Annotated in this window: 20 protein-coding genes; 9 read left to right on the top strand and 11 right to left on the bottom strand. The window is 67.7% G+C overall.

All coding sequences use genetic code 11. The features are described 5' to 3' along the window. The first annotated feature begins 58 nt into the window (after positions 1-58). Together pacR and AC07UW_RS00795 are read left to right on the top strand one after the other, a co-directional pair. Complete coding sequence (pacR, locus tag AC07UW_RS00790; RefSeq protein WP_495211234.1) at positions 59-2,380, top strand: PacR family protein; 2,322 nt, start codon at positions 59-61, stop codon at positions 2,378-2,380. 52 nt (positions 2,381-2,432) lie between these two features. Then, positions 2,433-3,512 carry an NAD(P) transhydrogenase subunit alpha gene (locus AC07UW_RS00795; protein ID WP_032977478.1) on the top strand — a complete coding sequence of 360 codons (1,080 nt, stop codon included), beginning with the start codon at positions 2,433-2,435 and terminating at the stop codon, positions 3,510-3,512. Between the two features lie 87 nt (positions 3,513-3,599). Here AC07UW_RS00795 and AC07UW_RS00800 read toward each other — a convergent pair whose 3' ends face one another. From AC07UW_RS00800 to AC07UW_RS00810, 3 genes are read right to left on the bottom strand one after another with little or no spacing between them, the layout of a single operon-like run. Continuing rightward, positions 3,600-4,064, bottom strand: coding sequence for a DUF3106 domain-containing protein (locus AC07UW_RS00800; RefSeq protein ID WP_025877967.1), 465 nt, complete (start codon positions 4,062-4,064; stop codon positions 3,600-3,602). 3 nt (positions 4,065-4,067) lie between these two features. Beyond that, a complete protein-coding gene (locus AC07UW_RS00805; protein WP_059066081.1) occupies positions 4,068-4,394 on the bottom strand; it encodes a hypothetical protein in 327 nt (108 codons plus the stop codon). Beyond that, a complete protein-coding gene (locus AC07UW_RS00810; RefSeq protein WP_495211235.1) occupies positions 4,391-4,975 on the bottom strand; it encodes an RNA polymerase sigma factor in 585 nt (194 codons plus the stop codon). Before AC07UW_RS00810 ends, AC07UW_RS00805 begins: the two co-directional genes overlap by 4 nt. A gap of 97 nt (positions 4,976-5,072) precedes the next feature. Between AC07UW_RS00810 and AC07UW_RS00815 the strand changes: the two genes are divergently transcribed. Then, entirely contained in the window at positions 5,073-5,393 is a 321-nt protein-coding gene (locus AC07UW_RS00815) for an NAD(P) transhydrogenase subunit alpha part 2 (protein WP_223494292.1), read from the top strand. Then, positions 5,390-6,850 carry an NAD(P)(+) transhydrogenase (Re/Si-specific) subunit beta gene (locus tag AC07UW_RS00820; protein ID WP_495211236.1) on the top strand — a complete coding sequence of 487 codons (1,461 nt, stop codon included), beginning with the start codon at positions 5,390-5,392 and terminating at the stop codon, positions 6,848-6,850. Before AC07UW_RS00815 ends, AC07UW_RS00820 begins: the two co-directional genes overlap by 4 nt. A 101-nt stretch (positions 6,851-6,951) precedes the next feature. Here the strand turns inward: AC07UW_RS00820 and AC07UW_RS00825 are convergent, their stop codons facing one another. Next, positions 6,952-7,371, bottom strand: coding sequence for a hypothetical protein (locus tag AC07UW_RS00825; RefSeq protein ID WP_025877973.1), 420 nt, complete (start codon positions 7,369-7,371; stop codon positions 6,952-6,954). A gap of 121 nt (positions 7,372-7,492) precedes the next feature. Here AC07UW_RS00825 and sufT point away from each other — a divergent pair, with 121 nt between their 5' ends. From sufT to AC07UW_RS00840, 3 genes are all read left to right on the top strand, one after another. Continuing rightward, positions 7,493-8,044, top strand: a complete 552-nt coding sequence (gene sufT / locus AC07UW_RS00830; protein WP_025877975.1) for a putative Fe-S cluster assembly protein SufT — start codon at positions 7,493-7,495, stop codon at positions 8,042-8,044. A gap of 59 nt (positions 8,045-8,103) precedes the next feature. Beyond that, positions 8,104-9,198 carry a branched-chain amino acid aminotransferase gene (locus tag AC07UW_RS00835; protein ID WP_117309605.1) on the top strand — a complete coding sequence of 365 codons (1,095 nt, stop codon included), beginning with the start codon at positions 8,104-8,106 and terminating at the stop codon, positions 9,196-9,198. Between the two features lie 423 nt (positions 9,199-9,621). Further along, complete coding sequence (locus AC07UW_RS00840; RefSeq protein ID WP_495211237.1) at positions 9,622-11,361, top strand: S8 family peptidase; 1,740 nt, start codon at positions 9,622-9,624, stop codon at positions 11,359-11,361. A gap of 150 nt (positions 11,362-11,511) precedes the next feature. Here AC07UW_RS00840 and AC07UW_RS00845 read toward each other — a convergent pair whose 3' ends face one another. The 3 genes from AC07UW_RS00845 to wrbA form a co-directional block, all read right to left on the bottom strand. Then, positions 11,512-11,997: an asparaginase domain-containing protein gene (locus AC07UW_RS00845; RefSeq protein WP_033830416.1), complete on the bottom strand. Its 486-nt coding sequence runs from the start codon at positions 11,995-11,997 to the stop codon at positions 11,512-11,514. A 79-nt stretch (positions 11,998-12,076) separates the two neighbouring features. Further along, the gene (locus tag AC07UW_RS00850; protein WP_025879136.1) at positions 12,077-12,412 is read right to left on the bottom strand and encodes a DUF2069 domain-containing protein; all 336 of its coding nucleotides are present in this window, start codon (positions 12,410-12,412) and stop codon (positions 12,077-12,079) included. Further along, positions 12,409-13,002 (bottom strand): NAD(P)H:quinone oxidoreductase, encoded by a 594-nt coding sequence (wrbA, locus tag AC07UW_RS00855; RefSeq protein WP_025879137.1) that lies wholly within the window; start codon positions 13,000-13,002, stop codon positions 12,409-12,411. The genes AC07UW_RS00850 and wrbA overlap by 4 nt, the downstream gene beginning before the upstream one ends. Before the next feature lie 77 nt (positions 13,003-13,079). On the opposite strand from wrbA, the gene AC07UW_RS00860 reads away from it, so the two are divergent. Then, positions 13,080-14,354, top strand: a complete 1,275-nt coding sequence (locus AC07UW_RS00860) for a YihY family inner membrane protein (protein ID WP_032977469.1) — start codon at positions 13,080-13,082, stop codon at positions 14,352-14,354. Beyond that, complete coding sequence (locus AC07UW_RS00865) at positions 14,351-14,914, top strand: TlpA family protein disulfide reductase (RefSeq protein WP_223494295.1); 564 nt, start codon at positions 14,351-14,353, stop codon at positions 14,912-14,914. The genes AC07UW_RS00860 and AC07UW_RS00865 overlap by 4 nt, the downstream gene beginning before the upstream one ends. A 663-nt stretch (positions 14,915-15,577) precedes the next feature. On the opposite strand, the gene ppk2 is transcribed toward AC07UW_RS00865, so the two are convergent. From ppk2 to hemA, 4 genes are read right to left on the bottom strand one after another with little or no spacing between them, the layout of a single operon-like run. Beyond that, positions 15,578-16,360, bottom strand: coding sequence for a polyphosphate kinase 2 (gene ppk2 / locus AC07UW_RS00870; RefSeq protein ID WP_223494296.1), 783 nt, complete (start codon positions 16,358-16,360; stop codon positions 15,578-15,580). A 46-nt stretch (positions 16,361-16,406) separates the two neighbouring features. Beyond that, positions 16,407-18,113, bottom strand: coding sequence for an O-linked N-acetylglucosamine transferase, SPINDLY family protein (locus AC07UW_RS00875; protein WP_495211238.1), 1,707 nt, complete (start codon positions 18,111-18,113; stop codon positions 16,407-16,409). 5 nt (positions 18,114-18,118) lie between these two features. Next, entirely contained in the window at positions 18,119-19,201 is a 1,083-nt protein-coding gene (gene prfA / locus AC07UW_RS00880) for a peptide chain release factor 1 (protein ID WP_223494298.1), read from the bottom strand. Beyond that, positions 19,179-20,462, bottom strand: a complete 1,284-nt coding sequence (gene hemA, locus AC07UW_RS00885) for a glutamyl-tRNA reductase (RefSeq protein WP_223494299.1) — start codon at positions 20,460-20,462, stop codon at positions 19,179-19,181. The genes prfA and hemA overlap by 23 nt, the downstream gene beginning before the upstream one ends. Positions 20,463-20,517 lie beyond the last annotated feature (55 nt).

Consider the following 20,517-nt stretch of genomic DNA (forward strand, 5'->3'; position numbering starts at 1 on the left):
CGGCCGTCGCGATGTCCATGATGTCTGTCGCACCAGAGAAGGTGGGGAGCCTTCCCGAATGATGAGCGCGCCCACTCCGATGGGATCGCCGGGCCGTGACCCGGCCCAGCTCCAGCTTGCCCGGGACATCGTCCTGCCGGCGTTGTGCCAGGCCTTTGGCGCGGCACTGGCCCGCTTCGATGATGCCCTGTTCGACCGTGCCGGCAATGCCGGCTCGTCGCAGTTGCTGTTCCTGGACGCGATGCGCGAGCTGCGCCGCCGCCGTGAGGAGATTGCCGGTGCTTTTGCCGCCCATCTTGGCCATGCCTGGGCCGGTCTGGCTGCGGGCGAGCCCGTCTCCGCCGAGCTGACCCTGTCCGGGCAGGCCCAGGACGGCCTCAGCCTGGTGCCGGAACATGTACTGGAATCGCGGTTGGCGGTGCGCAACTTCGCCACCGTGCTGCTGCGCGACTTCAAGCCGGTGCTGGCGCGGCTCGACCGCCGCCTGGGCTGGCTGGGCGGCGGTATCGAACTCGACGCCGACCGCAACCCGATCAGCCCCGAACACCTGGGCGTGGCCATCCACGAAGCCTTTGCCGGCTGCGAGCTGGCCCCGGAAGTCCACCTGGTGCTGATCAAGCTGTGCGAGCGCGATATGCGTGCGCCGGTGGGCCGCATCTACGAGAAGCTGGACGAGCACCTGGCCGCGGCCGGGGTGATGTCGCAGATGGGTGCGCCGCGCCGACCACTGGCGTCGGCCCCGGCGCAGCACGTTCCGCATGGCCTGGATGATCTGGTCGAGCAGCGCGCGGCACCGGGCGTTGACAACGAATTCAAGGACGACGAACAGGCCGCCCCGGCTTGGGCGCAGCGTTTCGCCGCGCGCTGGTCCGAGCGTCGTGGCCATATGCAGCAGCATGCGGGTGGTGAAGAGAGCCCTTCCGGTGAAGCCTATTCCGGCCAGCAGGGCATGTTGCTGGAAGCCCTGCACGAACTGCTGCAGCAGACCCGCCACGTGCGCGAGGACGCAACCTCTGCGGCTCAGGTCGCGGTCGGCCAGCATCGTCCGTTGAGCCAGCGCGAAATGATGTCGGTGCTGTCGCTGCTGCAGGCCACGCCCAGCGCAACCCTGCGTGCGGCGATCGGCGAGGACGGCGAATCATTGGCGCAGCGGCTGAAGAGCGAAGTGTTGTCCAGCGCCACGCGGCTGGGTGTCGATCCGGGCCAGACCCGGCTGGACGCGCAGGACGAGGATGCGATCGACCTGGTCGGCATGCTGTTCGACGTGATGCTCGATGAGCGCGAACTGGAAGGCCGCTCGCGTGAGCTCATTGGCCGCCTGGTGGTTCCGTTCGTGAAGGTGGCGATGCTGGACCGCCGCATGTTCGTGCAGAAGACCCACCCGGCGCGCAAGCTGCTGAACTCGCTGGCCGAGGCCTGCGAGGGCAACACCGGGGAAAGCCAGGCCGAGCGCATGCTGATGGCCAAGGTGGAAGAGATCGTCGAGCGGTTGGTGGCCGAGTTCAACGAGAACCTGGCGATCTTCCTGACCCTGGAAGAAGAATTCCGCGATTTCCTGGTGCAGCACCGCCGTCGCGTGGAAATCGCCGAGCGGCGGGCCGCCGAGACCCAGCGCGGCCAGGAAAAGCTGGAGATGGCCCGTACCCGTGCCGGTGCCGAACTGGATCGCCGCATCGGCGATGCCACCCTGCCGTCGGCGATCGCCGAATTCCTGCGCCAGCCCTGGCAGCACCATCTGACCCTGGCGCTGCTGCGCGAGGGCGAGGAGGGGGCTTCGGTGGCCGAGGCGCTGACGTTGGCCGATGGCCTGCTGGAGGAAGTGGCCGAGGCCCGCCGGCAGATTGTCGGCAAGCCGTGGCTGCAGGCCTGGCAGCCGTTGCTGGCCAAGGTGTTTGCCAGCGTCGGCGTGCATGGCGACGCAGCCACCGCAGCCATCGATGCGCTGCACGACACATTGCAGGGCATCGCCGAATCGCGACCGGAGCTGCAGCGCGCGTTGCCCGAGCTGCCGCAGGTGGTGCTGCCCGCACCGCCGGCTCCGGAAACGCCGGCTGTCGAGCTGGGCGGTACCTTCAATACCGACGATTTCGACAACGCCGATGCCGATCGCTTCCGGCGGATGGAGATCGGCAACTGGCTGGACTTCGTCGACAAGGACGGCAAGGTGCAGGCGGGCAAGTTGTCCTGGATCAGCCCGATTTCCGCGCGCCTGCTGTTCGTCAACCGTCGTGGCGTGCGCTTCTGCGTGGCCTCGCCCGAGGAGCTGGCGGTGATGGTGCGGTTGGGTCGCTTGCGTCCCCATATCGACGATGGCGCCTTCGACAGCGCCATGCAGGGCGTGCTCGACCGCCTCGACCCGGGTGGTGCGACGCTGCACTGAGCCACGTACGCCTGCTAGGATCGGACCCACTCACCGATCAGCGGGAATCTGCATGGCCGTGGCGTTGCTGGGGATCAAGGAGACCGCGCCGGGCGAACGACGCGTTGCGCTCACGCCGGAAACGGCGCGCAAGCTCGGTGCGCTGGGCATCACCGTGTGGTATCAGCCGGGTGCGGGCCAGACGGCCGGTTTCACCGATGCCGCCTACGACGACGCAGGTGCCCGCGCCTTCGACGCCGCCCGTTGGGCCGAGATCGACATCCTGCTGTGCGTGCAGGCGCCACCGGCCGAGGTGCTGGCCCAGCTCAAGCCGGGCGCCAGTGTGGTCGGCCTGCTGACCCCGGCGGCCGACCCTGCGTTGGCCGCATTGGCCTCCGATGACCGCCTGCACCTGTTCCCGCTGCAGCAGTTGCCGCGCACCACGCGCGCACAGGCGATGGACGTACTCAGTTCGCAGGCCGGCATGGCCGGCTACAAGGCGGCATTGATTGCTGCCGAACGCGCGCCGCGCTTCTTCCCGATGCTGACCACGGCGGCCGGTACCGTGCGTCCAGCCAAGGTGCTGGTGATCGGCGCCGGTGTCGCCGGCCTGCAGGCCATTGCCACCTCGCGCCGCCTGGGTGCGCAGGTGGAGGGCTTCGACGTGCGCCCGGAAACCCGCGAACAGATCCAGTCGCTCGGTGCGCGCTTCCTCGACCTGGGGGTGAGCGCGGTAGGCGAGGGCGGTTATGCGCGGGCGCTGACCGATGAAGAGCGTGGTGAACAGCAGCGCCGTCTTGGCGACCACCTGCGCAGCGTGGACGTGGTGATCTGCACTGCCGCGGTGCCGGGGCGTCAGGCGCCGACGATCGTCACCGCCGCGATGGTCGAAGGCATGGCCGCCGGCAGCGTGATCGTCGATCTGGCCGCCGAGAGCGGTGGCAACTGCGCGTTGACCGAGCCCGGCCAATGCATCGAGCACCAGGGCGTGACCATCGATGGCCCGCTGGGTCTGGCCAGCCGAGGTGCAACCCAGGCCAGCGAGATGTATGCGCGCAACCTGATGAACTTCGTCGCTCTGTTCGTACGTGATGGCCAGCTGGGCTTCGACTGGGAAGACGAGCTGCTGGCGAAAACGCGCTGGCAGGCCTGAGTCGGTAGCGCCGGGCCATGCCCGGCGAGCGCAGCGGCATCCGGTGAATCCGCCGGGCATGGCCCGGCGCTACCGCTTCGATAGGGGTTACCGCGGCTTCGCCGGCGGCGGGTTGTCCCGCACCCATTCCCTGCGTTCGTCTGCGGTCATCTGCGACCAGCGCTCGCGCATGGCATCGCGCTGGGCCGGGCTGAGGTCACGCATCTGGCCGAACAACGCCCGGGCCTGCTCGCGCTGCTCCGGGCTCATGTGTTCGAAGCGGCGCAGGCCACGGCGGGCCTTGTCGCGCTCTTCCGGGCTCATCGACTGCCAGCGCTGGCCGTGCGACAGCATGCGCTGGCGCTGCGCGGGATCGGCGCCGTTCCAGCGGTCACGCAGCGGGGCCAACAGCGCTTCGCGCTGGGCCGGGCTCAGCTGTTCCCAGTTCGGCAGCGGCGCGGCAGCAGGTGCCGGCCGCGCGGCAGGCGCCGGCGCGGTGGCCTGCGCCAGTGCCGATGCAGCGGGCAGCAGGGTCAGGGCGATCAGCAGGGGCAGGGAGGGGTATCGCAGCATGGTTCACTCCATCGCCAGGTCGTTGTCGCCCAGCCACAGGTACAGATCGGGATTCTCGTCGTACAGCACGCCATTGTCTTCTTCCGCAGCGACGATCGGCGTGCTGATCGGGCCCTGATGATCGCCCGGACCGACGAACTGGACGCCGATGCCCAGCGCGATCACCAGCGAACAGGCGCTGGCCAGCCACCAGCGCCAGCGACCGGCGTGCGCCGCACCGGCGTTGTGACGGGCACTGCGCAGGCGTGCCAGGGTGGCCGGCGACAGCGCCTGCAGCGACTGCGCGTGCAGGCTGCGCAGGGCGTCATCGGAAGGCAGGGGGCGGTTCACGGGTGCATCTCCAGTTGATTCTGCAGCGCCTGTCGGGCGCGCGCCAGATGGGTCTTTACCGCGCCTTCGCTGCAGCCCATGGCGCGGGCGGTGGTGGCCCCGTCCAGGTCCTGCAGCACGCGCAGGGTGAATGCCTCGCGCTGGCGGGCGGGCAGGTCGCGCAGTGCCCGCACCAGCTGCTGGTACTGCTGGCGCTGCTCGTGCGCCTGCGAGGGGTCCGGGCCGGGGTCGGCCCAGTCGATCTCGCCACCGTCGGCGTCCTGGTTGTCGCGCCAGAACGGCAGGCGGAAGCGGCGGCGGCGCTGCACGTCAATCACCCGCCGGCGCAGGATGCTCCAGAACAACGGCGCCCACTCGGCGGCCGGCTTGTCGGCGTAGTCCAGCATGCGCAGCAGCGCGTCCTGCACCGCATCCAGCGCGTCATCACGCTGGCGCAGGCCGGCCTCGGCGAAGCGGAAGGCGCGCGGCCCGACGCTGGCCAGGAACGCTTCCAGCGAGGCCGGAACGGTGTCGGCATCGGTGGTTGAGGGGACAGGGCTGCTCACCAGCACAGGGTACGGTTCCTCGGCAGGGGTCACCATCGACAACGCGTGAGCGCGGCCGTGGTTGACCGGAACGCGCGCAGGGTTCAGCCCGTGGTTATGATGGGACGACGAAGACAGAGCAGGAGCGTTGCCGGTGAGTGACGGGTTCGTGGCGCTGTACATCTTCATGCTGGCCGCCATTGCCGGCCACGTGATCATTTCCCGGGTCCCGGTGATCCTGCATACCCCGCTGATGTCGGGCTCCAACTTCATCCATGGCATCGTGCTGATCGGCGCGATGGTGGTGCTGGGGCACGCGCAGACGCCGTTGGAGAAGGTGCTGGGGTTCATTGCCGTGGTGCTCGGCGCCGGCAACGCAGCCGGTGGCTATGTGGTCACCGCGCGCATGCTGGAAATGTTCAAGCCGAGCGTGCGCAAGGCCGGCAACGATGAACCGAAGGAGCCGCAGGCTTGAACATCAGCACCGTCGAACTGCTCGATTGGCTGGTCAAGGCCAGCTACCTGGTCGCCGCCACCCTGTTCCTGCTCGGCCTGCAGCGCATGGCCTCGCCGATGACCGCGAGCAGCGGTATCCGCTGGGCGGGGCTGGGCATGCTGCTCGCCACGGTGGCGACCTTCTTCCTGCCCGAACTGCACAACGTGCCGCTGATCCTGGTGGCACTGCTGCTGGGGGCCGGCCTGGCCTGGTGGTCGGCGGGCAAGGTCGCCGTCACCGACATGCCGCAGATGGTCGCGCTGTACAACGGCATGGGCGGCGGCTCGGCGGCCGCCATCGGTGCTGTGGAACTGCTGCGTTATGCGTTCCTGGCCAACCGCGATACCACCCACTGGAGTGCGCAGGCGCTGGCCGATCTGGCCGCGCGGCAGCCGTCCGGCACGGTGCTGGTGCTGGCGGTGGTGGGCGCGGCGATCGGTGCGGTGTCGCTGTCCGGCTCGGTGATCGCCTGGGCCAAACTCGATGGCCGCCTCGACAAGCGCGTGACCTGGCCGGGCCAGCAGGTGATGAACCTGCTGGTGGCGCTGGCCGTAGTGGTGCTGGGCATCATCGCCGCCAGCACGCTCAGCACCTGGGCCATCGTTGCCTTCTTCGTGCTGGCACTGGCGCTGGGCGTGTTGATGACGTTGCCGATCGGTGGCGCCGACATGCCGGTGGTGATCTCGCTGTACAACGCGTTCACCGGCCTGGCGGTGTCGTTCGAAGGCTACGTGCTGGGCAACGAGGCGTTGATCATTGCCGGCATGATGGTCGGCGCAGCGGGCATCCTGCTGACCCGGTTGATGGCCAAGGCGATGAACCGGCCGATCCGCAACGTGCTGTTCTCCAACTTCGGTGGTGGCGCCGGGGGAGAAGCGCAGGCGATCTCCGGTGCGCAGAAGCCCATCGAAGCGGCCGACGTGGCGGCGATGATGGGCTTTGCCGAACGCGTGGTGATCGTGCCCGGTTATGGCATGGCCGTGGCCCAGGCCCAGCACAAGATCTGGGAGCTGGCGCAGCGGCTGATCACGCGCGGGGTGAAGGTCAAGTTCGCCATCCACCCGGTGGCCGGGCGCATGCCCGGGCACATGAACGTGCTGCTGGCCGAAGCGGGGGTGCCGTATGACCTGATCGCGGACATGGACGACATCAATCCCGAGTTCGCCACTACCGACGTGGTGCTGGTGATCGGTGCCAACGACGTGGTCAACCCGGTGGCGCGCACCGATCCGGCCAGTCCGATCTACGGCATGCCGGTACTGGACGTGGTCAATGCCCGCAACGTGGTGGTGATCAAGCGCGGCAAGGGCACCGGCTTTGCGGGTATCGAGAATGCGCTGTTCTACGCCGACAACACCCGCATGCTGTACGGCGATGGTGCAGGGGCGGCGGCGTCACTGGTCAGCGAACTGAAGGCGCTTGACGGCGGGCATTGAGGGTTGGGGTCGGATCCCTTTCCGCAGGAAAGGGCTCTGACCCCGGATCCAACCACCCCATCCACGCATGGCGTGGATCTACCAGGGCATCACCGGCGCGATCAACGCGCCAGCCAGGCGCCTACGGCGACGCCCACCGCCAGCCACAGCCACTCGACCACGCCATTGGCCAGGGTGATCAGCGTCCAGGCCAGGTGCGGGCCCATCCGCAGCGAGGCGTCCCAGGGGTTCAGGCCCATCGAGCCGCCCATCCAGGCACTGGCGATGGCCCAGTTCGAGATCGCGGCCACCAGCAGCGTGCCCAGCACGACCAGGGCGATACGCAGCTTGCCGGGACCGAGCGTGCCCAGGCGCAGCATGAACACCAGTTCCAGGGCGGTCAGGACCGCCATCCAGCCGACGGGGCGGCCGGTGAACAGGGCGATCAGCATCCAGGCGAGGGGGGCGGTGGCCAGCGCCAGCAACAACATGAAGGGCCAGAGCCAGGTAACGGTCCTGGCGCGTGCGGCATTGGAGGACATCGAAGCTCCTGAAGGTCGCCCACAGGATACTGTGGTTTGCCGCAGTGCACCGGCGAGGGCGGGGCGCCTACGCTAGAATGGCCGCTTGCGTGGCTTATGCCGCAGCCCCATATCGGTCCCCATGTATTCCCGTAGCAGCGAACCTGTCCACTTCGAACGCGATTGCGAGGCCGTGATGGTCCCGCAGGGCGACACCGTGACCTTGCCCGCCGGCAGCTATGGGTACATCACCCAGGCGCTGGGCGGCAGCTATTCGGTGTTCGTCGAGGGCAATCTGTTCCGCATCGCCGGCAAGGATGGCGATGCCATCGGCAAGGAGGCGCCGGCACCGCTGGAGCTGCCCGACGATGCCAGCGACGAGCAGGTTGAACAACTGGTGTGGCAGCAGCTGCGCACCTGTTTCGACCCGGAAATTCCGGTCAACATCGTCGAACTGGGCCTGGTCTACGAGGTGGAGATCAAGCACCTCGACGAAGGGCAGCGCGAGATCGACGTGAAGATGACCCTGACCGCGCCTGCGTGCGGCATGGGCGACATCCTGGTCGACGACGTGCGCAGCAAGCTTGAAATGATCCCGACGGTGGCCGAGGCCGACGTCGAGCTGGTCTTCGACCCGCCGTGGAACCAGCACATGATGTCCGAGGCCGCGCGCCTCGAAACCGGCATGCTTTGACCCACGGCCCGCAGTGACGCGGGCCCGGCATTACCCGCAACCAGAACAGGAAATCTCCGGTGTCCCAGTCCATTCCCAGCTTCGCCGTCACCCGTTCGGACCACCCGCGCAGCGCTGAAGAGCGCGCCCAGATCCTGGAGAAGCCGGGCTTCGGCCTGCACTTCACCGACCACATGGTGGAAGTGCGCTGGGACAAGGATGCCGGCTGGCACAACGCCAGCGTGCGTGCCTATGGTCCGCTGCAGCTGGACCCGGCCGCGGCCGTGCTGCACTACGGCCAGGAGATCTTCGAGGGCATCAAGGCCTACCGCCATGCCGATGGCTCGATCTGGACCTTCCGCCCCGATGCCAACGGCCGTCGCCTGCAGCGTTCGGCGCAGCGCCTGGCGCTGCCGGAGCTGCCGGTGGAGATCTTCGTCGAATCGCTGAAGCAGATGATCGCCGTCGACAGCGCCTGGGTGCCGTCGGCCGATGAGTCGAGCCTGTATTTCCGTCCGTTCATGATCGGCGATGAAGCGTTCCTTGGCGTGCGCGGCGCGCACAAGGCCGGCTACTACGTGATCGCCAGCCCGGCCGGCCCGTACTTCGCCAAGGGCGTCGCCCCGGTGTCGATCTGGCTGTCCACCGAGTACGCGCGTGCGGCCAAGGGTGGCACCGGTGCGGCCAAGTGCGGTGGCAACTACGCCGCCTCGCTGCTGCCGCAGCAGAAGGCGCAGGCACAGGGCTGCTCGCAGGTGCTGTTCCTGGACCCGGTCGAAGGCAAGTACCTGGAAGAACTGGGCGGCATGAACGTGTTCCTGGTCTACAAGGACGGCACGCTGGTCACGCCGGAACTGTCCGGCAGCATCCTCGAGGGCATCACCCGCGAGAGCATCCTGCAGCTGGCCCGCGACCGCGGCATGAAGGTCGAAGAGCGCAAGGTCACCATCGATGAGTGGAAGCAGGGCGTGACCTCCGGCGAGATCGCCGAAGTGTTCGCCTGCGGTACGGCGGCGGTGGTCACCCCGATCGGCCAGCTCAAGGGCGAGGGCTTCTCGGTGGGCGATATCAACGCGCCGGCCGGTGAAGTGACCATGTCGCTGCGCAAGGAACTGACCGACATCCAGTACGGTCGCCTGCCGGACCGCCACGGCTGGCTGGTCAAGCTGGGCTGATCGCCTGCGCTGAATATCGGAGCCGGGCCATGCCCGGCTGCCTTCCTGGAAAGCCCGTCCTCGTGACGGGCTTTCTGCGTTTGGGGAGGCGCGCGCCATGCCTTGCAAATCACACCCGCCGATGTCGGCAAAGACATGGCGGGACAGGACATTCCGCAGTCAGGTACGTGCAGCTGACGCGAAAGTTCCTTCACCTTCACAAACCCTCGACCCGGAAAGTCTCAGATCCAACATTTCATCTTGCTGAAAAGACGCTGAAAATCTTGTGGTGTCCGGTTTGAGCCACTAGCGTCATCAACACAGCGGATGGACAGGGGAATCCGCTGGCTCGCCGGACCCGAACCTCGCCATCGCAAGCCAGCCCACGGTTCAGGCCGGTGCTTCTGCCGATTCCGGCATTCCTACCATTAGAAGGGAAATCCGATGTCCCAGGTAACGCAACCGCGTGTGCGTCGTGTGTGGGTGGTCCTTGGTGCGTCCGTCCTGTCATCGCTGCTGCTGGCCACGCCTGCGCTGGCCGGTGATGTCCAGCTCAGCGGCCTGCAGTCCGCGCAGACCCACCAGCGCTTCATCGTCAAGTTCCGCGACGGCAGTGCGCCGGTGGCCAACACCACCGCGCTGGCCTCTTCGCTGAAGACGGCCGCTGCCGGCATCGCCAGCAGCCAGGGCCGCGCGCTGGGCCTGCAGCAGGTCCGCAGGCTTGCCGTCGGCTCCACCGTGGTCAGGACCGACCGTGCGCTGGACCAGGCCGAATCCGAGCTGCTGATGCGCAAGCTGGCCGCCGACCCGAACGTCGAATACGTCGAAGTCGACCAGATCATGCGCGCGACGCTGACCCCCAACGACACCCGTTTCAGCGAGCAATGGGGCTTCGGTACGTCCAACGCCTCGATCAACGTGCGTCCGGCCTGGGACAAGGCCACCGGCACCGGTGTGGTCGTGGCCGTGATCGATACCGGCATCACCAACCATGCCGACCTCAACGCCAACATCCTGCCCGGCTATGACTTCATCAGCGACGCGGCGATGGCGCGCGATGGCGGTGGCCGTGACAGCAATCCCAACGATGAGGGTGATTGGTACGGTGCCAACGAGTGCGGCTCGGGCATTCCGGCCTCCAACTCCAGCTGGCATGGCACCCACGTGGCCGGCACGGTCGCTGCGGTGACCAACAACAGCACCGGCGTGGCCGGTACCGCATTCAATGCCAAGGTCGTGCCGGTGCGCGTGCTCGGCAAGTGCGGCGGCTATACCTCCGACATCGCCGATGCCATCGTCTGGGCCTCGGGCGGCACGGTCAGCGGTGTGCCGGCCAACGCCAATCCGGCCGAGGTCATCAACCTCTCGCTCGGCGGCGGCGGCAGCTGCTCGACCACCTACCAGAACGCCATCAACGGCGCGGTCGGCCGTGGCACCACCGTGGTGGTCGCTGCCGGCAACAGCAACACCAACGTATCCTCGTCGGTACCGGCGAACTGCCCGAACGTGATCGCGGTGGCGGCGACCACCTCGGCAGGCGCACGTGCCAGCTTCTCCAACTACGGCACCGGCATCGATATCTCCGCACCGGGCCAGAGCATCCTGTCCACCCTCAACAGCGGCACCACCACCCCGGGCAGCGCCAGTTACGCGTCCTACAACGGCACCTCGATGGCGGCGCCGCACGTGGCAGGCGTGGTTGCACTGATGCAGTCAGTGGCACCGAGCCCGCTCAGCCCGGCGCAGGTGGAGAGCATCATCAAGAGCACCGCGCGTCCGTTGCCGGGTGCGTGCTCGGGTGGTTGCGGCGCCGGCATCATCGACGCCGATGCCGCGGTGACTGCCGCGATCAACGGCACCACGCCCAACCCGGGTGGCACCGTGCTGCAGAACAACGTGCCGGTTACCGGCCTCGGCGCAGCCAGCGGCGCATCGCTCAGCTATACCGTCAACGTCCCGGCTGGCAGCACGCAGCTGCGCGTGGCGATCAGCGGCGGCAGCGGTGATGCCGACCTGTACCTGCGCCAGGGCAGTGCCCCGACCGACACCGTCTACACCTGCCGCCCGTACCTGAGCGGCAACAACGAGACCTGCACCGTCAACAGCCCCACCGCCGGTACCTGGTACGTGCGGGTGAAGGCGTACAGCACCTTCTCGGGCGTGACCGTCAACGCCCAGTACTGAGCCCAAGCCCCTCTCCATGGGCACGCCCCGGCTTCGGCCGGGGTGTTTTTTTGACCTTGCTGGCCGCGCACCGGCATCTGTCTGGAGAGCCTGAGCCTCTCACCAGTACAGCAACCGAAACGCCGACGCGCGACAGCGCGCCTTAATCCCTCAAACCGACTCGAACCGGTTCGCCGCCACGTTCTTGCGCACATGCTGCGGGTCGAAGATCCGGCCGTTCATCGCGATGAACACTCCCGCCGGCAGCGACTGCACCGCACCGATCGCACAGCCGATGTTGAACTCCGCATCCGAACCACGGAACCGTGCCGGGCTCAGCGCACCGGTCATCACGATGGTCTTGTCCGGGATCGTCGCCAGCACCTTGCCGGTCTGCACCATCGAATCGGTGCCGTGGGTCACCAGCACGTGGCGGGTGGGCTGCGCAGCGATCGTCGCGCGGATCAGCTCACGATCGTCGTCGTTGATGTGCAGCGAATCCTTGCGCAGGATCGGAATCACGTTGAAACGGAACGTAACCCCCAGTTCGCGCAGGATCATGCCGATCTGCGGGTCGCCGATCTGGTAGTCCGACTTGTCGTCGAAATAGATCTTGTCGATCGTGCCACCGGTGGTGACGACCAGGAGCTCTTCCATCATGTGCATGCGCGAAACCAAGGCAGGTACAGCGGCGCGGGGCCGGGAACGCAGATGATACGGCCCACCGGGCGCAGCGTCAGCGCCGCCGCCCGAAACGGGCGCGCAGGCCGGGCAGGCTGGCCGAAAAGATCACCAGCAGCGCCAGCACGATTTCGATCAGTGCCAGCCAGCGGGTCTCGGGATGGCTCCAGGCGCTCATCACGCCGTGGCTGAACCAGCCCAGCGCCAGCACCGCCGCCCAGAACCCGGCCTTGCGCCAGCCCAGCCGCAGGGCGATGGCCAGCGCCAGCGGCGGCGCAGTGAACACCAGCTGGGTGGCCAGCCAGTGCCTGTCGTTGATGAACCAGCCGGCAAACAGCGCCGCCAGCCCCATCAGGGCCAGCAGCAGCACGGTGCGCGGAGCGGTGCTCATCGCGCCAGCCGCTGCGCGATGTCGGCCACGCGCCGGCCCAGCGCCCGCGCCAGTACCGCCTCATCGTCGGTGGGTTGCGGGTCGTCGGCGGCGCCGGCCACGTGGCTGGCGCCATACGGCGTGCCGCCACTGGTGGTGTGGCTCAGCGCCGGCTCGGTGAACGGAATGCCGACGATCAGGCAGCCGTGGTGCAGCAGCGGTACCTGCATCGACAGCAGGGTCGACTCCTGGCCGCCATGCATCGACGCAGTGGACGTGAACACCCCGGCCGGCTTGCCGGCCAGCGTGCCGTTCACCCATTCGGCGCCGAGGCCGTCAAGGAAATGCTTGACCGGCGCGGCCATGTTGCCGAAACGGGTGGGGCTGCCCAGCAGCAGTCCCTGGCACTCCGCCAGGTCCTGCACGCTTACATAGGGCGCGCCATCGTCCGGCACCGGAGGTTGTGCAGTCTGGGTGACGGCAGCCACCGGCGGCACCGTGCGCAGCCGCGCAGCCATGCCCGGCACCTCGCCGATGCCCCGCGCGATCTGGCGCGCCAGCCGTGCCACCGAACCGCCGCGGCTGTAGTACAGCACCAGGATTTCGCCCATCGCGCCCAGCTCTCCTCATCGTGTGGACGCCAGTATGGCTATCCTGCATCGATTCCGCATCGGGTACCCTTGCGCCGATGGAACCTTTGGATACGCTCAATTTGTGGATGGAGCGCGCGCGGGATCGCGCACGCGCCGCCAGCTTCGGCCGCTTCCTGTGGCGCCGCTTCCTCGATGACCGCCTGTTCCAGGCTGCCGCGGCGCTGGCCTACACCACGGTGTTCGCGCTGGTGCCGCTGGCGATCGTGGTATTTGGCGTGCTCTCGGCCTTCCCGGTGTTCGATCGCTGGAGCGACCAGCTCAGTGACTACGTCTTCTCCAACTTCGTGCCCAATGCCGCGCGCGCCGCCGAAGGCTACCTGCGGCAGTTCTCGGCCAGCGCGGGCCAGCTCACTGCCGCTGGCTTCATCGCCTTGGTCATCTCGCTGCTGATCACCCTCAACAGTGTTGAAGAGACCTTCAACCAGATCTGGCGCGTCGGCAGCAGTCGGCCGCGGCTGACCCGCTTCCTGGTCTACTGGACGGTGCTGACGCTCGGCGCGATGCTCGCCGCTGCGTCGCTGGCGGTGTCTGCGCGGGTGTTCGCGATGCCGTTGTTCGGCACGCAGGAGGGACGCTGGCTGGCCGATCTCGCCTTGCGGCTGGCGCCGATCCTGATCGAATTCGTCTGCATCACCCTGATGTTCCGGGTGGTGCCACATCACACCGTGAAATGGCGCCACGCGGTTCCGGGTGCGATTCTCGCCGCGGTAATCCTGGAGCTGGTGAAGTGGGGCATCGGCGCCTACCTGGGCAGCTTCCAGTCCTACCAGAAGCTGTATGGCACGGTGGCCTTCGTGCCGATCCTGCTGCTGTGGATCTACCTGTGCTGGGTGGCCGTGCTGCTGGGTGCATCACTGGCGTCGTCGATGGCGGCCTTCCGCTACCAGCCGGTGGAACTGCGCCTGCCGCAGGGCTACGAGTTCTATGGCCTGCTGCGCCTGCTCGGGCGCTTCCAGCACGCACGCGCCAAGGGCAGGGGCCTGGCCGACGACGAGATCCTGCGGCTGGAACCGATGCTGACCGACTCGCTGCTGCAGGACCTGGCCTGCCACCTGGAGGGCATCGGCCTGCTGCGCCGCGATGAGCGCGGCGAATGGCTGCTGGCCCGTGATCTGGACCAGGTCAGCCTGGGCGATCTGTACGAATGCACGCAGCTGCGCATTCCGGTGGCCGAACAACACCTGCCTTACCGCGATGACAGCCTCGGCCGGGCTGCCTTGGCCGCACTGGATGAACTGCGCCTGCCGCTGCGTGAACGCCTCAAGCGTCGCGTCAGCGACATCTACCCTGATTCTGGAGACGCCCCATGACCTGCAAGACCCCGTTGCTGCTGGCTGCGCTGCTGGCCCTGGCCGCCTGCAAACCCGCGCAGGAGCCGACCCCGGCCAGCAGCCAGCCGCCGGCACAGGCACCGACCCCGGCCGCGCCGGCGACGGTCGAGGACACGCCCGCCGAACGCGTCACTGCCGAGTTCCCGTCGCTGAAGATGAAGGCGGTCGATGGCAGCGATTACGACCTGGCCGCGCATCGTGGCAAGTGGGTGGTGGTGAATTTCTGGGCGACCTGGTGCGCGCCCTGCCGCAAGGAAATGCCCGAGCTGTCGGCGTTGCATGCCATGCGCAGCAACATCGAAGTGGTTGGCCTGGCCTACGAGGACATCGAGACGCCGGAGATGCAGGCGTTCCTGACCAAGCATCCGGTGACCTACCCGATCGTGATCGTTGATCCGTTCGACCCACCGGCCGACTTCGCCACCCCGCGTGGCCTGCCGCTGACCCATCTGATTGACCCGCAGGGCAAGCTGGCCCACAGCTTCCTGGGCCCGGTCACCGCGGCGGACATCGAAAAGCAGATTGCTGCTGCCAAATAAGGGGAGGGGCAGGGCTGCGCCCTGCACCTGCTGTAGTGCCGGCCGCTGGCCGGCAACCTCAACAGCAACAGCAACAGCAACAGCAACAGCCAAAGCGGGTTTCCTGAGGGTAGGCGGGGTGGGTCCGGTTACGGGGGACGCCGTAAATACGTCCTTGTAGGTTCGGTCGCCGCTTGCTCGTGTGCGCTGTCCTGCGCACACGGCAAGACCCGGGTTGGGCGTCCTGCCCAACCCGCCCGAGGCATGCCTCGGGCCCATGGCGCTCACGCCCCCGCAACCGGACCCACCCCGCCTTCGACAGTTTCTGGCGACCTGCCGGAATGACATGGCCTGCTCTTGGTGGGTGTCGACCTTGGTCGACACGTAGATCCACGCCATGCGTGGATGCTCTTCGTTCAATTGTCGAAATATTCGATTTCGATGGACATACATTCACGCGTGGCGTGAATCCATCACCCACCGGAAATCTGTCGAAGGTGGGGCGGTGTCGGATTGCGGGGTGTCAGCCGCATGGATGCGGCTGCCAAGCCTACAGGGACGTACTTGCGGCGTCCCCGCAGTCCGACACCGCCCCGCCATCCCACGCAATGCCGCTTTTGCTGTTGCTTCGGCCGTTGCTTGAAGCCTCTGCAGGTGCAGGGCCGCAGGCCCTGCCGACCAACCCTATTCTTCGACCGGGAAATCCTCGATCGGCTTCAGCACGTCGTAGTGCTCGCGATGCAGCTTGCCCTTCAGTTTCGGCAGCTCCGGCAAGGGCGCATCCACCCGTGTGTCCGGCAGCCGGTCCAGCAGATTGCGGACCAGAGTCAGGCGACCCAGCCGCTGGTCGTTGAAATCCACCAGCGTCCACGGCGCACCGTCGCGATGGGTCGCGCGCAGCATCGCCTCGCGCGCTTCGGTGTACGCGCTGTACTTGCTGCGCGACTTCAGATCCACCGGCGACAGCTTCCACCCCTTCAACGGATCAAGATGGCGTTCGGCGAAACGCTTCTCCTGCTGCTCCTGGTCCACGCACAGCCAGTACTTGAACAGCAGGATGCCGTCATCCACCAGCAGTTGTTCGAACACCGGTGCCTGGCGCAGGAACTGCTGGTATTCGGTCTCGCTGCAATACCCCATCACCCGCTCAACGCCGGCGCGGTTGTACCAGCTGCGGTCCATCAGCACGATCTCGCCGGCGGCCGGCAGATGCGTGGCATAGCGCTGGAAGTACCACTGCGTGGCTTCGCGGTCGGTGGGTTTGGGCAGCGCCACCACCCTGCATTGGCGTGGGTTGAGGTGCTCGCTGATGGTCTGGATCGCGCCACCCTTGCCGGCGGTATCGCGTCCTTCAAACAGCACCAGCAGGCGTTGTCCGCTGTGCTGCACCCAGCGTGCCATCGCCGCCAGTTCCAGCTGCAGCGGCTGCAGCAGCTCGTCGTATTCCTTGCGCTTGAGCTTGGCCATCGTCATACCACGCGGGAAGAAAGCCCGAGCGTAGCGCAGGGCGATGTCAGGGCGTGTCGAGGCCCTGCCAGCCCTGTTCGCGGGCCAGCTGCTGAAGCAGTGAGGACAGATCGCGCGCGAAGGCCGTCATGTCGAACAGGCCGCTGCGCTCGCGTGCCTGCGCCAGTTCGGCACGCAGGGCAGCCAGCGCGGCCGGGTCGTTGCCGAGTGCACTGGCGGTGGCGACGAAGGCCGCATCGTCGGCGACGTTCATGTGCTCCAGCCCCAGCTGATGGTTGAGGCTGCCGGCCACGCGCGCAGCGAAGGTAGCGCCGGGGCAGGCCAGCACCGGGCAGCCGGCCCACAGTGCATCCGATGCGGTGGTGTGCGCGTTGTACGGGTTCGTATCCAGGAACAGGTCGGCCAGCTGATAGCGGGCCAGATACTGCGGATGCGGCAGCTTGGCCATGAACACCAGGCGCGCCGGATCCAGTCCTGCAGCCTGGGCGGCGGAACGCAGCCGTGCATCGGCCTGGCCGGGGCCGGACAGCAGCCACAGCACGCTGCCAGGTACTGCCTGCAGCACCGCGAACGCGCGGCCCATGCTGCGCGGGTTGAGTTTGTAACTGTTGTTGAAGCAGCAGAACACCGTGCCCTGCGCGGGCAGCCCACACGCCGCACGGTCCGGCGCCGGTTCCAGCACGCGGGTGTTGTCGGAGGGCTGGAACGCGCGCGGCAGGCGCAGCACGCGTTCGCTGTAGTGCGGTTCCAGCGAGAACGGCAGCGCGAAGTCGTCAGCGATCACTGCATCCAGCCACGATGCACCGGAGGTGCCGGGGTAGGCCAGCCAGTTCAACTGCAGCGGGGCAGGGCGCATCGCCAGTACTTCCGGCGTGCCGCCACCGCCCCAGCCGCGCAGGTCCAGCAGCAGGTCGATGCCCTGTGCACGGATGCGCGCGGCCGTATCGGCGTGGCGCAACCCCACCACGTCATGCAGCCGGGTGGCGGCCTGCAGGCGTTGGCGGATGCGGCTGCCATCGTCCGCGTTGAGCGCGAACAGATGCAGTTGCAGGGCCGGGTCCTGGCTCATGTGCTCCAGCAGCGCCACCGTCAGCAATCCGGTGGGGTGGGCGCCGAAGCCGTTGGACAGGAAGCCCACGCGAAGTGGGCCTCGTTCGCGCAGCTTCGCCGGCGGCAGTGGCCGTACCGATGCCGCCACCGAGGCGGCACGTGCACGTGCGCAGGCCAGCTGTTCGGCCGCGCTGGCGTCTTCGCTGAGAAACGCGAAGGGTTCTACTACGCCCTGGCCGGACACCAGTGCACCGCGCACCTGATCGGCCAGCGCATCCACGTCCTGCCAATCGCACAGGCGACGCTGCCAGGCGAGGCGCTGCGCGGCGATATACGGCTCATCGGGCATCAGTGCATGTGCGCGGCGATAGGCCGCTGATGCGCCTTCTGCATCGTTGGCATCTTCCAGCGCGTGCCCCAGCCACAACGCGATGCCCGGGTGCTCCGGTGCCAGCGCCGAGGCCTGGCCCAACAGCTTGGCGGCGTCGGCATGCGCTCCTGCCATCCACGCTACCCGGCCCAGCCGGGCAAGTGCTTCAGGATGATTGGGCCGCAGCTGCAGCGCGCGTCGCGCGGCCTGCTCGCCGGCCGCAATGTCGCCGGCTTCCAGTTCCAGGTCGGCCAGCATCACCCAGGCGACAAAGTCGCCGGGCTGGCGCGTGATCGCCTGCTGCAGTTGCTGCCGCTGCTGCCAGGCCGACATGCTGGTCAACCCGCCGAAAGCTGGGCCAGGGCGTCGACCTGGTGCTCGTGGCTCAATCGCTGCAGCAGCGGGTCCAGGTCGCCGGCCAGTACGTTGGGCAGGTCGTACAGGGTCAGCCCTTCCACGCGGTGGTCGGTGATCCGGCCCTGCGGGAAGTTGTAGGTGCGGATGCGCTGGCTGCGGTCGCCGCTGCCGACCTGCAGGCGCCGTGATTCTGCCTGCGCCGCGTCGTGGCGCTGGCGTTCGGCATCGAGCAGCTGCGCCTTCAGGCGTTTCATCGCCTTGTCCCGGTTGGCGTGCTGGCTGCGCTCGGTCTGGCATTCCACCACCACGCCGCTGGGCACGTGGGTGATGCGGATCGCCGATTCGGTCTTGTTGACGTGCTGGCCACCGGCGCCGGAGGAGCGGTAGGTATCAACCCTCAGGTCAGCCGGGTTGATGACGATTTCATCGACTTCGTCGGCTTCCGGGATGATCGCCACGGTGGCCGCCGAGGTGTGGATGCGGCCCTGCGATTCGGTGGCCGGCACGCGCTGCACGCGGTGCGTGCCCGATTCGAATTTCAGGCGCGAGAACGCGCCGCGGCCGACCACGCGTGCCACCACTTCCTTGTAGCCGCCATGTTCGCCGGGGTTGTCCGATTCGATCTCGACCTTCCAGCCCTGTCGCTCGGCGTAACGGGCGTACATGCGGAACAGGTCGCCAGCGAAGATTGCCGCCTCGTCGCCACCGGTGCCAGCGCGTACTTCCAGGAACAGGTTGCCTTCATCGCGCGGGTCGCGCGGCACCAGCAGCAGTGCCAGCTCCTGCTCCAGTTCCTGCAGGCGGGCCTGTGCGGCAGCGATTTCCTCGTCGGCCAGTTCGCGCAGGTCCGGGTCCGCACGCATGCTCTCGGCCGCGGTCAGGTCGGCCTTGGCGCGTGCTTCATCGGCCAGCGCGGTGGCGATCGGTTCGAGCTGGGAAAACTCGCGCGAAAGATCGCGGAAGCGCGCGTTGTTGGCGACCACCTCCGGTTCGGCGAGCAGACGTTCCAGTTCTTCGCGGCGCTCGGCCAGCGCTTCCAACTTACGGCGCAGGGTCGGCGTCATCGGTTCTCACAGGTGGGTGGCGGTAACCCGGCGTCGCCGGGAACAGGCGCTCGGCGGCGCGGGTCAGGTCGGCATCGCCGCTGAGCGCGGCCGCACGCAGGGCGGCGGTCGGCGGGTGCAGCAGGCGGTTGGTCAATCCATGGGCAAGCAGTTCCAGCACTTCGTCGGCCGGCTTGCCGTTGGCCAGCTGCTGGCGCGCGCGCTCCAGCAGTTCGGCACGGGTGGCCTCGCCGAAGGCGCGCAGTTGCCGCAGCGGTGCCTGGTGGGCACTGGCCTGCAGGGTTTCGACGAAGCGCGAGACCTGCAGGTCGATGATCGTTTCCGCTTCCGCGGCCGCCTCGCGGCGGCTGCGGCGGTTGTCTTCCACCGCACGCTCGAGATCGTCCACGGTGTACAGGAACGCATCGTTGAGACTGGCAACGTCGGCTTCGATGTCGCGCGGCACGGCCAGGTCGAACAGCAGCATCGGTTTGTGCCGGCGTGCACGCAGGGCATTGGCCACCGCGGCACGGTGGATCACCGGTTCACGGGCAGCGGTGGCCGAGAACACCACATCGGCCTCGGCCAGGTGGCGCTCCAGTTCGGTCAGCGGCAGCGCCACACCGCCATGGCGGCTGGCCAGTTCCTGCGCATGGGCGAGGGTGCGGTTGGCGATCAGCAGCCGCCGCACCTTGCCTTCGCTGAGGTGGCGTGCGGCCAGTTCGATGGTCTCGCCGGCGCCGACCAGCAGCACGGTGGAATCGTCCAGGCGGGCAAATGCGTTCTGTGCCAGGCGTACCGCTGCCGAGGCCACCGATACAGGGTTGGCGCCGACCTGGGTATCGGTACGCGCGCGCTTGGCCACCGAGAACGTCTGCTGGAACAGCCGGTCCAGGCGCTGGCCGAGCAGGCCGTGGTCGCGCGCGGTCGACCAGGCGTCCTTCACCTGGCCCAGGATCTGCGGCTCACCCAGCACCATTGAATCCAGCCCCGTCGCCACCCGGAACAGGTGGCGCACGGCATCGGCATCGGCGTGCTGGTACAGGTAACCCTGCAGGTCGCCGGCCTGGCTCTGCAGCCACTGGTCCAGCGCCTGCGCGGACTCGGCCACGGCATACAGTTCGGTGCGGTTGCAGGTGGACAGCAGCACCGCCTCGGCGATCTGCGGGGTATCGCGCAGCGAACCGAGCGCGCGCGGCAACGCGTCACCGGCGAAGGCTGCGCGTTCGCGCAGTTCCACCGGTGCGGTCTGGTGATTCAGTCCGAGCACCCACAGGGTCATTGTTCAGTTGCTTGCGATAAGCTGCTGGCCATTGGACGACATTTTAAGGCCCCGA

This window comes from Stenotrophomonas sp. GW821-FHT02D01, from assembly GCF_059421765.1.